Here is a 15,696-nt window from a genome sequence, read left to right as displayed (position 1 = left end):
GTTTGAAATTCATAAGTTTCAAAAAGGCTTGGAATTTAGATTCAAATGGTTTTACACTTTTAGGTGTATTAATGATATTAGTTCTTTTTAGTGTTTTAGGGGTAAGTATATTAGTAGTGACTAATAATAGTTTGAAATTATCAGGGAATGAACGCACTGATCAATCCACTTTTTATATAGCTGAAGCCGGAATTGTTGTAACTAGGAAAGATATGGAGGATAAATTGCAACAGGCATACGAATATGCATATCAAAAAACTATAGACGACTATAAAAAAGCACAAGATGAATATTATAAACGCCCTTTAAAAGATCAAACAGGATTTAATTTTAACTTTGCAACTACATTAGAAGATTACTATTTAGCTAAGATAAAAAAAGACTTGCCCGAATCTTGGATAGTAAAATCGGATAGCATTAACTTTAAAGATAGATTCAATTTTGAGGAGAACTACAATGAAAATGATGTTAAAACCAATCAAACCGCAACAGTAACCATCACCAGAGAAAAGGAAAATAGTGAGGCTCTTGAGTATAAACTCACATCGGTTGGTTCAATCGGTGATAAAGAGCGAACCGTTAAACAAAAACTAATCGTCAATTTAAAAGTTGGAAATCTAGGAGATCCTGGAACTCCAGAGATACCGGGCACCCCAGGAACACCAGGACATGGGGGAGGCCTAGTTGAAGGTTTGCCCGAAAATACAGCAATAATGGTGAAAAATGAAATTAAGATAAAAAGTTCAACTGTAACAGGGAATATAGCAACTTTGAAACCAGGTGCAAAAAGTATAACGATTGACTGGGGTGTCCCTACTATCAATGGCTCCTTTTACGTACCTAGCGGTTCAGAAACGACTGCTTTAACGCAACCCGCCTATATGGGATTTTCCCCTCAAGTAAATGGTACTAATATGGGAAGCTTACCGGAACTACCTACGTTTCCGGCCATTCCAAGCTATAAGCTATCTAGTAACTATATTTCGCCTGACTACGGATCTTCTAATTTGAAAGTGCAGAACAATACTTCGATGGGAACTTTAAAAGTATCTGGAAGTCATATATTGACCATAGATATAGGTGATAGCGATAAAGAAATTGTACTAGATAATTTGGATATTAGTGGTAGCGCTCAAGTAATAATAAAAGGAACCGGCAAATTAACTATGTATGTAAAAAATAAATTTTATGTAACAGGGAGTGGGAAATTTAATGTGGAATCTTCTAATAAAAACACAGAAATCTTTTACTCAGGAAGTGAAGTGTTGGGGAAAAACTTTGGAGGAGGGGCAGAAATATATGCTTCTCTATATGCCCAAAAGGCCAATGTAGAAATTGCTTCTAGTACTCGAATTTTTGGAAATATTCTCTCCGGTGGTAACTCATTTATTGTAAGAGGTGAGGGGAAAGTTGGTCCTTCTTTATACTTCGCTCCTAATGCACATTTCGAAGTTAGAAATAGTGGAAAAGTGACCGGAACAATTATTGGTAATTCGATAAGCATGGAAGGTGAGGGTTTAATACATTTTGGTGAACCACAATATAATACATGGGTTCCTGGAACTCCGGGTACACCAAGTACCCCTGGTACGCCTCCAACCCAAGCTACGAATCCAGATTTAACCAAAAGAGAGCCTTTGATTGAAATTTAGTCAGAAGCTATTTCATGAAATATAAAAAACATTTATTGGAATTAATATACATGTTAAATAGGTATATAAGACTTATTTCCATTAAGTTTATACCTCTAAAGTGCTAAGTAGATTTTATTTATTTATAAATTTTATGTTAATGTATGAAAAAAGTCATATACAATGAAGGTAGCATTATTGTATTATAATTACAGCGTTTGAAAAATAAAATTCAATAAAAGAAAAGGTCTTGATCGGAGGAATGATGATGAAAATACTTACGAAAATTATTACTCTTATCTGTTTAGTTACGCTCTTTTTCTATTTGTTTTTGTCAGAAAGTAACATTGCATTTTTAAAAGTAGATGCAAAATCAGATGGTTCAACGATCGGTGGAATAGAAATAGAAGATTTAGATAAAAAAGAAATAACAAGTCGTTTAGGACTAGCGATTGAAGATTGGAAGAGAGACACTAAGTTAGTTTTAGAAGGTAAAGGAATTAATTTAACTTTAGATACTAATTATTTCATTTTTGATGTAGAAGCTTCTGTAAATCAATACCTAAACGCTTCGCAAAAGCCTTGGTATGCATTTTGGAAAACAGATTCAATAGTACATATTCCTCTTCAAATAACAATAGATCCTAAATTGTTAACATTGATTGAAGAAAACTCGTTATTAAACAAAGAAAAAACTATTGAAAACATAAAAGCCCAAGTTGCTGTACTATCTAAAATACCTATTGAAGCAGTTTTAGTAGATTTAACAGCCTTAGAATCAGAGCGTATTGCATTTTCACTTGAAGAAGTCTCTATTAATACAATTGGTTTATCAGAAATTATTGCAGCATTAAATGAACAGGTTATTTCTACAGGTGATGTCTTTTCTTTTTTTGAAGAAACGTTGGAAATAAGTGGTGTATATAATGATGAAACTGCAGATTTTGTCGCTTCATTGTTGTATAGCACAATTTTACAAACTGATTTTGAAATTGTAGAGAGACACTCTCAAGGAGTTGTGCCAACATATTTAGAACCGGGAATAGAGGCAAATATCGACTTAAATGCTAACAAAGATCTAAAGTTTATAAATAAGAGTAACCCGGCAGTATTAAAAGTGAGTTTAAAGGATTCAAGCTTATTAGTTGAGTTATACTCTCTTCCTGCTGAAACGGTGGGTAAGTATGAAGTTCGTGATACTCAAGTTGTGAAACCAAGAACAATTTATCGATATTCTTCTGATTTAAAAGCCGGAGAAGAAAGTCTTATTCAAGAAGGTAGCCCAGGATTGAAAGTAACTGTTTATCGAATTATATCTGATAAAAAAGGACCTTATGAAAATGAAGAAATTGTTAGTCAAGATTATTATTCGCCGACTCACCGAATAATATTAAAATCTTCGTTAACACCTGAACTAACTCCTGTAGTCGACCCTGATTTGGAAATCGATTTAAATGCAGATGGTTTACCAGATGTGGAAAACGGTAATTCCGATAGTAATAAATCAGGTAATAATAACCCTGATAACAAAAGCTCAGATAATAGTGGCGCTGATGAAGATATCAATACAGGTGAAGGATCAGGAAAAACTAATTTAGAGGATGATTTGGATTCGTTACCAGAGGGTAGCTATTATGATAAGGCAGGAAATATCATTACACCAAAATAAATGTATCAAATGGTTAGGATGAGACGTCGTGAAAACTAATACTCGTAAACTACTTGGGGATCTACTAGTTGAGTCAGGAATTATAGACAATGAGCAGCTGCAATTTGCATTGTCCCATAAAAATAAAAATGAAAAATTAGGAGATTATTTAATCAGTGAAAACTTAATCACCGAACAGCAGCTTATCGAGGTGCTTGAGTTCCAGCTAGGTATACCCCATGTCAATCTAAATCAGTATTCTATTGAACCGGAGCTTATACAGTTAGTTCCTAAAGAATTGGCTAAACGTGCAAATGTAATGCCACTTAAGAAAAATAAAAATAGACTTTTGATAGCGATGGCTGATCCAATGGATTATTTTGCTATCGAAGAAGTGCGAATGGCTACAGGTTGTCAAATAGAAACTAGTATTGCTGCAAAAGATGATTTATATCGAACGATTACGAAATATTATGATTTACAAGAATCAATGGATCAAGCGTTGGTAGATATGACACCAATTGAAATAGAAAATGACAACCAAATTACTGATGAAGATTCACCGATCGTTCGCTTAGTGAATCAGATAATCGCAAATGGTGTAGCGCAACGGTCGAGTGATATCCATTTTGATCCACAAGAAACAGAGTTAAAGGTTAGATATCGCATAGATGGAATGCTCAAAACGGAACGTGCATTACCAAAATATATGCAAAATGTCATAATTGCTCGTATTAAGATTATGGGCAACCTCAATATTACTGAAAATAGAATACCTCAAGATGGGCGTATTAAAACGACGGTAAATATGAGAGCCATTGATATCCGACTTTCGACACTTCCTACAATTTATGGCGAAAAAGTAGTTATGCGTATTCTGGATATGGGTAATGCGTTAAATGATTTAAATAAATTAGGCTTTAATGAAAAAAACTTATTAGCATTCAATAAAATGATTGAACATCCAAATGGAATCGTGTTACTGACTGGGCCAACAGGATCCGGTAAATCTTCCACTCTATATGCAGCTTTAAATAAACTAAATAATGAAAACGTCAATATTATCACAGTCGAAGATCCAGTCGAATATCAATTGGAAGGTATCAATCAGATTCAAGTGAGAGAAGAAGTTGAGCTTACTTTTGCTGCTGGTCTTCGATCCATCTTACGTCAAGACCCTGATATTGTAATGGTAGGAGAGATACGCGATTTAGAAACAGCACAAATTGCTGTCCGAGCTTCTTTAACAGGACATTTAGTTTTAAGTACACTTCACACAAACAGTGCTGTTGAATCGGTTTCTAGATTAAGAGATATGGGTATTGAACCGTTTTTGCTTTCTTCTTCATTGGTTGGAATAGTTGCACAACGATTGGTAAGAAAAGTATGTAGAGACTGTGGGGAATATAGGGAACCGAATGAACGCGAAAGAGAGATTTTCGAAGAGCACGGTATGACAGTAGAGAAAGTTCGACGTGGAAAAGGTTGTCCAGCTTGTAATAAAACAGGATATCGTGGAAGAATCGCTATTCATGAGGTATTAATGGTAGACGAAGTTGTTAAGGAGACAATTTTAACTGGAAAAAGTCCAACTCATCTGAGAGATTATATGAAAGAAACAGGGTATTTAAGTTTACTAGAGGATGGGTTATTAAAAGTAAAAGAAGGGCTTACGACAACAGAAGAAGTGCTTCGTGTAGCTACAGTTAATTGAGGTGAGTAATATGGAATTGAATATCATTCAATTATTAGAAAAAACCTTTCATGATAAAGCTTCTGATCTTCATTTAACAGTAGGAGTAACGCCAGTTTTTCGCGTAAATGGAAAGCTAAAATCATATGGTGAGTATTTATTGAAAGATATAGATACGAAAAGAATGTTAGAGGATTTATTATCTTCTGTCAAAATGGAAGAGTTTGAATTAAAGGGAGAAATTGATTTTAGTTATGCCTTGCCAGGACTATGTCGTTTTCGGATCAATGCCTATCATCAACAAAATAATATTGCAATTGCCATTAGGATGATCGAATCTAAAATTCCTTCTATTGAAGCGTTAGGTATGCCAAATGTACTTTACACACTTGCAGGTAAACCTCAAGGGCTTATTTTAGTGACAGGTCCAACTGGTTCTGGTAAATCAACAACACTAGCTTCGATGATAGATTATATTAACTCTACTACATCCAAGCATATTATTACGTTGGAAGATCCGATTGAATATGTGCATACACATAAAAAGTCTATTATCAATCAGCGTGAAGTTGGTTCGGATACACAAAGTTTTTCAAATGGTTTAAGAGCAGCCTTACGACAAGATCCAGACGTTATTCTTGTTGGAGAAATGCGAGACTTAGAGACAATCTCCACAGCAATTACAGCTGCTGAGACTGGACACCTAGTAATGGCGACACTCCATACAAGTAGTGCGCCTACTACAATTGATAGAATAATTGATGTGTTTCCGCCTCATCAGCAAGGGCAAATAAGAATACAGTTGGCAAATGTCCTGCAAGGAATTGTATCACAACGTTTGTTTATTAGAAAAGATGAAAAAGGTCGTGTAGCTGCTACAGAAATTCTGATGCAAACACCATCTGTTGCTAATCTTATTCGAAATGAAAAAGTACATCAAATACAAAATGTCATGCAAACGAGCCGAGCTCTCGGGATGCACACACTAGAATCATCTATTCAGCAATTAGTCTCAACAAGCAAGATTTCGCTAGAATCTGCCCGACCTTATATGAACGTTGGTGAATATTAATGGTTGTCTATAAATATGTCGGTAGAACCTCTAGAGGGACAGTAAAAAAAGGAATTGTGGATGCGACCAACAAACAAACGGCGATCACCAGACTTCGTTCTCAAGGTATAAATCCGCGAGAAATAGAAGAGTCGAAAAGCATCCTTCATAAAGAGTTAGCTTTAGGTGGTAAAGTTAAAAATCAAGACTTTGTTATATATAGTCGACAATTTGCCACGCTTATTAGAGCAGGGGTTTCGATACTAGAATCTACTAAAATTTTAGCAGAGCAAACTTCTAGTAAACCATTAAAAAAAGGACTGCAGGATGTAGAAGAGGATGTTCGGTCAGGATTATCTTTTTCTGATGCAGCAGCTAAAAATCCAAAGGTCTTTCCAGCTTTGTTTGTAAATATGATCCGCGCCGGAGAAGCGACCGGTAACTTGGATGAATCATTAGAGAGACTAGCTTTTTCTTATGAAAAACAGTTTAAACTAAAGAAAAAAGTTCAATCAACGTTAGCTTATCCTGTTGTTTTACTTTTTTTAACGATAGTAGTTTCCGTATTTTTGATGCTAACAATTGTTCCACAATTTGTTTCGATGTTTGAGGATATGGGCGCTGAATTACCAATGATCACAAAGATAGTAATGGGGATAAGTGAATCACTACAGTCATCTTGGTATATATATACAATTCTTTTCTTGATTATAGTTATTGTTTTCAACTACCTATATAAGAAAAACGAACAATTTAATTATTCGGTTCATTTACTACTTTTAAGGCTACCTGTATTTGGAAAGTTGCTGCAAAAGTCAGCAATTGCTCGTATGACAAGAACCCTATCATCTTTATTTAGCAGTTCCGTTCCTATTTTACAGGCACTGACTATTGTAGAAAAAGTAATTGGAAACCCAGTTGTAGGTAAGGTAGTTAAGGATTCAAGGACAAGCCTGGAAAAAGGGAGTACATTATCCGCCCCACTAGCAAAAAGCTGGATTTTCCCCCCTTTAGTTACACAAATGACTTCCATAGGGGAATCTACTGGTTCTCTCGATTATATGCTTGAAAAAATAGCGGATTTTTATGAGGATGATGTTGACCGGACTGTAGATACGTTGAAATCGTTAATCGAGCCTTTAATGATTGTCTTCCTCGCTGCAATTATAGGAACAATTGTAATGGCTATTATGATACCAATGTTTAGTATGTATGAACAAATCTAATATTTTTCATTTGAAGGAGGTGAAATTTGTGATAAATGAGATGAAAGAGCCAAATGAAATGACAAATAAAGGAGCTAATTATATGAAAAAAATGAGAAAGTTATTAAAAAATGAAAAAGGTTTGACACTAATTGAATTACTTGCTGTAATCGTAATACTTGCGATTGTGGCTGCGATCGCTGTACCGGCGATAGGGAATATTATTGAAAATAGTAAATTTAATGCTGTGAAGGCAGATGCAACTAATGTTTTAAGTGCTGCTCAATTATATTTTACTGATGATCAGACGAAAACGACTGTTACAGTAGCCGAATTAAAGACAGCGAATTATTTAGAATCTGAAGGGAAGATTCCTACGGATGCTAAAGTTGATAAGGCTAACCCTAATAAACTTACTACTCCTACGGCATTCGTTTATTCCAATAGTAAAAAGATAACTTTTACAAACGCAACACTCAAAATGATTAATGATGATACTCAAAAAGGTAGTGATGCAGGCGATAAAACTATTCCAAAACCGGGTGCATAGAAAATTTGAACCATCTAATTTTATATCTTCTACAGCAGCTTACCGCTGCTGTAGTCCCTTAGTTTTATCTTTGAGCAAATGAATACTTCATTTTCTGAACCATAAAACTAATTACAGCTAAATATGGGGGAGAAGAATATGTTTAAAAAGAAAGTTAAGCGGTATGTTGCTTTAGATTTAAATGAATACATACTAAGAGCAATAGTGATGACTGGTAACGATATTGCGCAGTCAGCTGTTTATGAGTACCCTTTGGAGAAAGGTATTTTTGATGGGGATATTTTAGAAGATGAAATGGCGTTGTATGAAACGTTGAAGACACTCATCCATGAGTGGGGTATTAAGCGTTATGATGTCCGCTTTTTTGTGCCAGACAGTACTGTGATGATGAAAACTTTTGAGCATCCTACCGATGTAACGTCAGCGAAATTAAAAGGATATGTGGAGATGGAGCTGGGACAAACGATTCACTTGCCTTTCTCTCAACCTCTAATTGATGTTTATGATTTTAAGCCTAATGATGGAGAGGCGGTTTTGTTTGCTGCACCTTCCGAAGAAATTAACAAATTAGCTGGATTATTAGACGATCTACATTTAGAACCAGTTACAGCAGATGTTAGAGCATTAGCTACAATTCGTTTTTTAGACAAGACGATTGATTTGGAAGAAAATAAGAGCTATTTAATAACTGAATGGTCTATTTCAGGTGTTTCGATCAGCATATATACGGGAGGAAATGTTGAATTCCTTCGCTATCAATCTATTGATACATTTAAAGAAAAGTGGGAAAGTAGAAGTGAAAAGGATGAAATCAGTTTTGTTTATGATGGAGAGATTGAAGAGTATCGCACGCAATTGATCGATCAAATTGCTGAGATTGAAAGAATTCTAAACTTTTATCGTTTCTCTTTATATAAGGGAGAAAAAGCGGTAGATGAAATAATTACAATGGGAGACTCGCCGGAAATGGATTATATTGCTTCTGAGATGTCGGCAAATTTTGTCACACCTGTTACATATATAGATGATTCTCAAGTACAAAAATATCATCCTAATTTGAAGTCTAAGCATATTCCACTTATTGGACTTATATATAGGGAGGCTTGATGATGGTTCCAGAGATAAATTTATTGCCTAAAAGGGAGCGGCAAAAGTCCAATTCTATTTTATTGCTCGTTATTAGTTCAATATTAATTCTTACAATTCTTGTGTTGTTCTTTATTCAATATTTAACCGTAAAGAGAGATATAGAAACCCTTATTGCTGATGAAACTTATTCGACGGCAGAAAGAGATGACCTCACACAGGTAGTAACCGATTTAAAAGTGTCCGGACAAGGGGATCTGCAGACCTCTGTGACTTTTGCTGAACGTGTTTCCTATCCTGTGAGTCCTTTACTTATAGAAGTGAATGCATTACTCGAGCCACATACATATTTACGGCAATATGAATTTGTAGAACGAAGTATCCATATCTCTGTAGATGTAGAAACGATGAAGAGTCTGTCTTTATTCGTGGATAAACTACTAATTAGCGATTATTTTTCGGATGTAAAGGTAGAGAGTGTCACGAACTTTGAGCTATCTAACTCGGAGGAAAATACAGAAAAAAAATATGAGATTATTCCACGCTACTCAGCAATCTTAAATTTAGATATTGATCAAACTTACTTGGAAAATGGAGGTGTCACTCCATGAATGAACTAGTTAGCAATAAAAGAACGGCCTTTATATTAATCGTTGCTCTTGTGGTCGTTTTGTTAGGGGCAGTTTACTATTTTGTCCTGCAACCGTTAAAAGATGAAAGAGCATCGAAGGAAATAAGTGTACAGGTTTTACAGGGTGAGGTTGCTGCTTTGAAGGAAGAATATTCTTCTGCTCAGTTGGAGGAAGATTCCTCAGAGAATACATTCTTCTTAAAAACGCAGGTTCCATTGACCCGTGAATTAAATGAGCTTATTCGTTCGATAGAAGAGGTCGAATTACTAAGTGATTCGAAAATTCTCTCTGTGGAGTTTAATAATTATGATGGAACGCTAGAAGAGTCTCAATTGTTACCGGAAACTCCAGAGGAAAACGCGGAGACTGAAGTAGAAGGCAATGATGTATCAACAGAAGAAACAACAACCGAAGGAACGACCGAAACAACGGAAGAAATGACAGATGAAGCAGCATCGGATGAAACTACAACAGATGAAACGTCCGAAGAACCGCCCGTTTCTCCTGTTGCTGAAGTTGTTCTTCCTGAAAAGTTAAAATTGATTACCTTCAATATTTCTATTTTAGCCAAAAATTATGATCAGCTTGTTTTGTTCGTAGAAGAAGTAGAGAACTTAAAACGAATCTATCGCGTTGATCAGATTATTTTGTCAGCACCTGGTGAGGAACAGCTTTTAAATGAGGATCAAGAGGACGATATAGCTGCTACGATACAGCTGACTACTTTTTATCATGACGAACAAGCAGCAATAGCGGAGAATGGGAATGACTAGTCTGTACACAATATTATTTTTCATATACGGTCTAATATTCGGTTCCTTTTTCAACGTAGTTGGCCTCCGTGTACCAAAAGGGGAATCGATTGTAAAGCCACCTTCGCACTGTACGGTTTGTGATCGAAACTTAACTGCTGTGGATTTAGTTCCTGTGTTTTCTTATCTATTTTTGAAAGGGAAATGTAGAGGGTGTGGCACAAAGATTCATTGGATTTATCCGGTGATGGAACTGGTGACTGGTTTATTATTTGCATTTGCATATAGTCAGTTAGGCTTTTCTATAGAGCTAATTGTTGCGATATTATTTATTTCTATGCTTGTTATTATAACTGTATCTGATTTAGCGTATATGCTTATTCCAGATAAGATATTGCTTTTCTTTTTGATTCCTTTGATCATTGCCCGCGTTTTTTCGCCGTTAACTCCTTGGTGGGAGAGTTTGTTAGGAGCTGTGGTCGGTTTTGGGGTATTGTTTTTAATCGCCGTGCTGTCAAAAGGCGGTATGGGCGGCGGGGATATTAAATTATTTTTTGTTATAGGAATGGTGTTAGGGTTTGTTCCGACTTTATTGACATTATTTTTAGCTTCTATTATTGGAACCTTTTTTGGTATCATTGCTTTGAAAAAAGCGAAAAAAGGACGGAAAACGCCGATCCCATTTGGACCATCGATTGCGATTGCCGCAATTATTTCTTATTTTTACGGAGAAACGATTGTCGATTGGTATGTGAATTTGTTTTTTTAACACGATAAATTTTTAGGACGAGCCGACATAGGTCTCGTCTTTTTTTAGGTTGTTCGTGATATGGTTGTGAAAAAAGAGGTGACGTTATGCCGATTAGAAGGCGAAATCCAAGAAAGAAGATAATATTAGCTGGTATTCAAGGGCTTGTCATTGGGGTTGTTGGTGTTTTACTATTTGGTTTTATTCTTAATTTAGCAAATGATAAAAAAGTAGAGGTTGCCAAGGAAGAAGATACGACACCGGCAGGGGCACAAGCACAAGGAGAAAAAGTGGAGGTTGCTGCAGATGGCGTATTATCATTTCATGTAAAACAATATGGTATGTTTTCTTCAAAAGATAGTGCAATCTCCTTTATGGCAACGCAGCCTTCTTTAGAAAAAGCAGGGATCGTTCAGGTCGAAAACCAGTTTTTTGTGTGGAGTGATTTGTTTTTAAATGACGTGCCTACTCCACAATCGGAGTCTCTTCCTAGTTTCAACAAAACGGTGCATGTTTCTACTAGTGGTTGTGAAAATCCCAAAGTAAAAAAACTTGTTAATATTTTACAAGAAGATAATATTTCGAAAAACTTTTTTGAGTCGATTGCCAAAAAAGAAGATTATCCTGATGATCTAATGACGATAGTGCAAGCTGTATCAGCAATTTCGGATGTTTCTTCTGTTATGAGATTACATGTTTTTACTCATTATGCAGAACAGAACACATGTGTAAAATTGAGTTTCTAATCAAAATATCGAGCAACTCTCTCATTGTTCTATTTTTAAAACAATTTCCCTTTTTCCAATTTTTCTGTATGCTAATGGAAAGGAGGAATTTAAATTGAAACTAACAACTGATTATTCATTTATACTAGCGAGTGAGTCGCCAAGAAGAAAAGAGTTATTTAGTAGATTAGCTATTCCGTTCGACGTACAGCCTGCCAAAATTGAAGAAGTGGCAGAAGGGAAACTTACGCCGGAAGACATGGCAATTTCTATTGCGTATAAAAAAACGGTGCCAATTGTTGAAAGTAATCCAAATGCTATTGTTATTGGTGCTGATACGATTGTCTATTTAGAGGAAGAAGTATTAGGGAAACCGGCTAGTAAGGAACAAGCAAAAGAATACTTACTAAAGCTTTCGGGTCGCACGCATCATGTAGTGACAGGCGTCTCCATTCAGGGAGCAGGGACAAGTATCAGTTTTGCAGAAACCACGCTTGTGACATTTTATGAACTAACAGAGGAGCAAATAGATGCTTATGTAGCTACCGGAGATTCAATGGACAAAGCAGGTGCATATGGTATTCAAACGATGGGTGGATTATTCGTTCAAATAATCGAAGGCGATTACAATAATGTTGTAGGTCTTCCGATAAGTCGCCTGTTTCAAACGTTATTGACACTTGAAGTGCTTACGTTTGAAAAGGAGTTGAGCAAATGACTCTTGATGTGCCATCCTCTTTAATGATTCGGGATGTTCATATAGCCGATAGACCTCGTGAAAGACTTGTGAGACAAGGTGCACAAAGTCTATCCAATCAAGAATTAATAGCAATCTTGCTTCGTACTGGTACGAAGCAAGAGTCTGTTCTCCATCTAGCTAATCGAGTCCTCAACTTTATCGAACAAATTCAAGAACTTAAAAACACCACATTAGAAGAAATTATGTCTGTAAAAGGTATAGGAGAAGCAAAAGCTGTACAGCTTCTCGCAGCAGTAGAATTAGGTAGAAGACTATCTCTACAACAAACAGATGAAAAGTTTACAATACGTTCTCCGAAAGATGCCGCTACTTATTTAATGCCAGAAATGTCTTCACTTAAGCAAGAACATTTCGTTGCTCTTTTCCTTAATGTCAAAAACCAAATTCTTCACAAACAAACTATTTTTATCGGATCACTTAACGCTTCTATCGTACACCCAAGAGAGGTGTTCCGTGAAGCTGTAAAACGCTCTGCCGCCTCGATAATTTGCGCACATAATCATCCCAGCGGAAACGCTTCTCCTTCTCCAGAAGACATTGATGTGACAAAACGATTAATAGAAGCAGGGCTTATAATGGGCATCGAGATTATCGATCATTTGATCATTGGGGATCATCAATTTATAAGTCTTAAAGAAAAGGGGTACATGTGACACTGTGCTTTTTTCTTTCTATCCGTTATAATGAGAGTTATGACTTTAAAACAATTAAGTGAAACTTGTTGGAGATAGAAAGGGAGTAAAAAAAGTGTTTGGATTTGGAGCTAGAGATTTAGGGATTGACTTAGGAACAGCAAATACGCTTGTCTTTATTAAAGGCAAAGGAATTGTATTAAGAGAGCCTTCTGTTGTTGCGAAAAATGTACAAAATGGTTCTATTGTGGCGGTAGGTAATGATGCAAGAAATATGATTGGTCGTACGCCTGGTTCAATCGTAGCGATCCGTCCGATGAAAGACGGAGTTATCGCAGATTTTGACACGACATCTGCTATGATTGAATATTATTTAAAAAATGCGATTAAAGCATCTGGTATGTCATGGAGCAAGCCAAATGTTATGATCTGTGTGCCTTTTGGTATTACTTCAGTAGAACAGCGTGCGGTGATTGATGCAGCGAAACAAGCTGGTGCTCGTGATGCGGTAACGATTGAAGAGCCTTTTGCAGCTGCAATCGGTGCAAATTTACCTGTTTGGGAACCTACAGGAAGTATGGTCGTTGATATAGGTGGAGGAACAACTGAAGTGGCTGTTATTTCACTTGGCGGTATCGTGACAAGCGAATCTGTCCGTGTAGGTGGAGACGCAATGGATCAAGCGATTACTAGCTATGTTCGTAAAACGTATAACCTAACAATCGGTGAACGTACGGCAGAAGCTATTAAAATGGAAATTGGTTCTGCACGAGTAACTGGTGCAGAAGAAAAAATGGACATCCGTGGACGTGACTTAGTAACTGGATTACCGAAAACAATTGACATTACATCAACTGAAATTGCTAATGCATTGCGTGAATCTATCGCTTCTATTATTGACGGCGTTAAGAAAACGTTAGAGCAAACTCCGCCAGAATTGTCTGCGGATGTAATGGAACGCGGTATTATGCTTACCGGTGGGGGAGCATTACTGAAAAATTTAGATAAAGTAATTAGTGATCAAACAAATATGCCAGTATTTATCGCAGAAGATCCATTAGATTGTGTGGCTATCGGAACAGGAAAAGCACTTGATCACATGGGCTTATTAAAGCGTCAACAAACTAAAAGTTAAGGAGAACTGAGCTATGCCACAATTTTTTTCAAATAAGCGATTAGTTTTGCTGCTTGTAGGGATGATATTTCTTGTGGCACTCATCAGCTTTTCTTTGCGAGATCGAAATCATGCATCCTTGCCTGAGCAATTAATCAAAGATGTGGTCGGTTTTGGACAAACTATGTTTTCCAAGCCGACCCAGTATGTTACGGGGATTTTTAATAATGTCGAATCTTTACTTAATACATATGATGAAAACAAACGGTTGAAAGCAAGATTAGAAGATTATGCCACCTTACAAGCTAGTGTGAATGACTTGCAATTAGAAAATGAAGAATTACGAGACATTGTCGATAAAGAAGAAAATATTCGTGATTTTAATCCGATTCAATCTACTGTTATCGCACGTAATCCGGATCAATGGGAAGAAAAGATTATTGTTGATAAAGGGGAAATACACGGTGTAGCTGTTAATATGGCAGTGATGACATCCCAAGGATTAATAGGGAAAGTCATTTTAACAACTCCATATACATCTACAGTAGAACTTTTATCTACCCAAAATCCAAATTATCGTGTTTCGGCGGTTATTGCAGATGAACAGGAAGTATTTGGATTAATTGAAGGATATGATATAGAGCGTAAAGAACTTGTGCTAAAAAGAATAGATTCCGAATTTGAAGTGAAAAAAGGTCAAAAAGTAACTACTTCTGGTTTAGGTGGAATTTTTCCTAAAGGTATCTTAATCGGAGAAGTTACAGAAGTGACAACGGATGATTATGGTTTAACCCAACTTGCGTATGTAAAACCTGCTGCAAGCTTTTCGATTTTAGATCATGTCATTATATCAAAACGTACGATTAACCCCGTAGACGGGACAGATGGTGGAAATACGGAAGCTGATTTAACAGAAGGCGCAGGGGAAGAATCATGATTCGTTATGTAGTAATCATTATTTCGGTTCTATTATTTTATATGGAACCGATTTTTGGACTTTTTTCGCCTATTGAATTGAACGGCCATTTTTATGTACTAGTTCCTCGTTTTTTAATCATCTATTTAATCTTTATTGCTATTTATTATGATCGAAAACGAGCAATGCTTTATGGATTGATTTTTGGACTCTTGTATGATGTCTTTTTCATTGATATTATTGGATTATATTCTTTTATTTTTCCATTAATGTGTCTAGTAGCTAGCTTTATCGTAAGGTTTATACATCATCACTTATTAGTTGCGACTGTTTTGACGCTTCTACTAGTAGCTGCAGTGGAAATTATATTATTCGTATTTTATACATCCATTGGTATTAAATCGCTGACGTTTGCGAATTTTTATCAATTTAATCTTATTCCAACGATGATTGCTAATGGTGTATTTGTTTTAATGTTTGGATGGTTGTTTAAATATATTCTTCTAAATCGGTTTAATCAAAAATTATTACTGCTTCAAAAATAATCATTTTT

16 protein-coding genes are annotated in these 15,696 nt (G+C 35.9%); all 16 read left to right on the top strand.

Annotation, left to right across the window (positions count from 1 at the left end):
- The first annotated feature begins 2 nt into the window (after window positions 1-2).
- The 16 genes from FG382_RS09380 to mreD all read left to right on the top strand — a co-directional run bounded on the left by FG382_RS09380 (window position 3) and on the right by mreD (window position 15,688).
- Window positions 3-1,652, top strand: coding sequence for a pilus assembly PilX N-terminal domain-containing protein (locus tag FG382_RS09380; protein WP_142538648.1), 1,650 nt, complete (start codon window positions 3-5; stop codon window positions 1,650-1,652).
- A 247-nt stretch (window positions 1,653-1,899) separates the two neighbouring features.
- The gene (locus FG382_RS09375) at window positions 1,900-3,300 is read left to right on the top strand and encodes a VanW family protein (RefSeq protein ID WP_170206487.1); all 1,401 of its coding nucleotides are present in this window, start codon (window positions 1,900-1,902) and stop codon (window positions 3,298-3,300) included.
- 28 nt (window positions 3,301-3,328) lie between these two features.
- A complete protein-coding gene (locus FG382_RS09370; protein WP_142538646.1) occupies window positions 3,329-4,993 on the top strand; it encodes a GspE/PulE family protein in 1,665 nt (554 codons plus the stop codon).
- Window positions 4,994-5,003: 10 nt separating this feature from the next.
- Window positions 5,004-6,044, top strand: a complete 1,041-nt coding sequence (locus FG382_RS09365) for a type IV pilus twitching motility protein PilT (protein WP_142538645.1) — start codon at window positions 5,004-5,006, stop codon at window positions 6,042-6,044.
- Window positions 6,044-7,249 carry a type II secretion system F family protein gene (locus tag FG382_RS09360; RefSeq protein ID WP_142538644.1) on the top strand — a complete coding sequence of 402 codons (1,206 nt, stop codon included), beginning with the start codon at window positions 6,044-6,046 and terminating at the stop codon, window positions 7,247-7,249. The genes FG382_RS09365 and FG382_RS09360 overlap by 1 nt, the downstream gene beginning before the upstream one ends.
- A 28-nt stretch (window positions 7,250-7,277) precedes the next feature.
- The gene (locus FG382_RS09355; protein WP_373287617.1) at window positions 7,278-7,778 is read left to right on the top strand and encodes a prepilin-type N-terminal cleavage/methylation domain-containing protein; all 501 of its coding nucleotides are present in this window, start codon (window positions 7,278-7,280) and stop codon (window positions 7,776-7,778) included.
- A gap of 138 nt (window positions 7,779-7,916) precedes the next feature.
- The gene (gene pilM, locus FG382_RS09350; RefSeq protein ID WP_170206486.1) at window positions 7,917-8,885 is read left to right on the top strand and encodes a type IV pilus biogenesis protein PilM; all 969 of its coding nucleotides are present in this window, start codon (window positions 7,917-7,919) and stop codon (window positions 8,883-8,885) included.
- Between the two features lie 2 nt (window positions 8,886-8,887).
- The gene (locus FG382_RS09345; protein WP_142538642.1) at window positions 8,888-9,475 is read left to right on the top strand and encodes a hypothetical protein; all 588 of its coding nucleotides are present in this window, start codon (window positions 8,888-8,890) and stop codon (window positions 9,473-9,475) included.
- Complete coding sequence (locus FG382_RS09340; protein ID WP_142538641.1) at window positions 9,472-10,269, top strand: potassium transporter; 798 nt, start codon at window positions 9,472-9,474, stop codon at window positions 10,267-10,269. Before FG382_RS09345 ends, FG382_RS09340 begins: the two co-directional genes overlap by 4 nt.
- Window positions 10,262-11,017 (top strand): prepilin peptidase, encoded by a 756-nt coding sequence (locus tag FG382_RS09335; protein WP_142538640.1) that lies wholly within the window; start codon window positions 10,262-10,264, stop codon window positions 11,015-11,017. The genes FG382_RS09340 and FG382_RS09335 overlap by 8 nt, the downstream gene beginning before the upstream one ends.
- A gap of 86 nt (window positions 11,018-11,103) precedes the next feature.
- Window positions 11,104-11,742: a hypothetical protein gene (locus FG382_RS09330; protein ID WP_142538639.1), complete on the top strand. Its 639-nt coding sequence runs from the start codon at window positions 11,104-11,106 to the stop codon at window positions 11,740-11,742.
- Window positions 11,743-11,836: 94 nt separating this feature from the next.
- Window positions 11,837-12,439 (top strand): Maf family protein, encoded by a 603-nt coding sequence (locus tag FG382_RS09325; RefSeq protein ID WP_142538638.1) that lies wholly within the window; start codon window positions 11,837-11,839, stop codon window positions 12,437-12,439.
- Complete coding sequence (gene radC / locus FG382_RS09320) at window positions 12,436-13,134, top strand: RadC family protein (RefSeq protein ID WP_142538637.1); 699 nt, start codon at window positions 12,436-12,438, stop codon at window positions 13,132-13,134. Before FG382_RS09325 ends, radC begins: the two co-directional genes overlap by 4 nt.
- 94 nt (window positions 13,135-13,228) lie before the next feature.
- Window positions 13,229-14,248: a rod shape-determining protein gene (locus tag FG382_RS09315; RefSeq protein WP_142538636.1), complete on the top strand. Its 1,020-nt coding sequence runs from the start codon at window positions 13,229-13,231 to the stop codon at window positions 14,246-14,248.
- Between the two features lie 13 nt (window positions 14,249-14,261).
- Entirely contained in the window at window positions 14,262-15,164 is a 903-nt protein-coding gene (gene mreC / locus FG382_RS09310) for a rod shape-determining protein MreC (protein ID WP_142538635.1), read from the top strand.
- The gene (gene mreD / locus FG382_RS09305; protein ID WP_142538634.1) at window positions 15,161-15,688 is read left to right on the top strand and encodes a rod shape-determining protein MreD; all 528 of its coding nucleotides are present in this window, start codon (window positions 15,161-15,163) and stop codon (window positions 15,686-15,688) included. Before mreC ends, mreD begins: the two co-directional genes overlap by 4 nt.
- Window positions 15,689-15,696: the final 8 nt, after the last annotated feature.

It is taken from the genome of Psychrobacillus lasiicapitis (genome assembly GCF_006861795.1).
Lineage (GTDB): Bacteria > Bacillota > Bacilli > Bacillales_A > Planococcaceae > Psychrobacillus > Psychrobacillus lasiicapitis.
The sequence above is the reverse complement of the archived record's forward strand: the minus strand, read 5'-3'. Positions and strand labels throughout refer to the sequence as shown.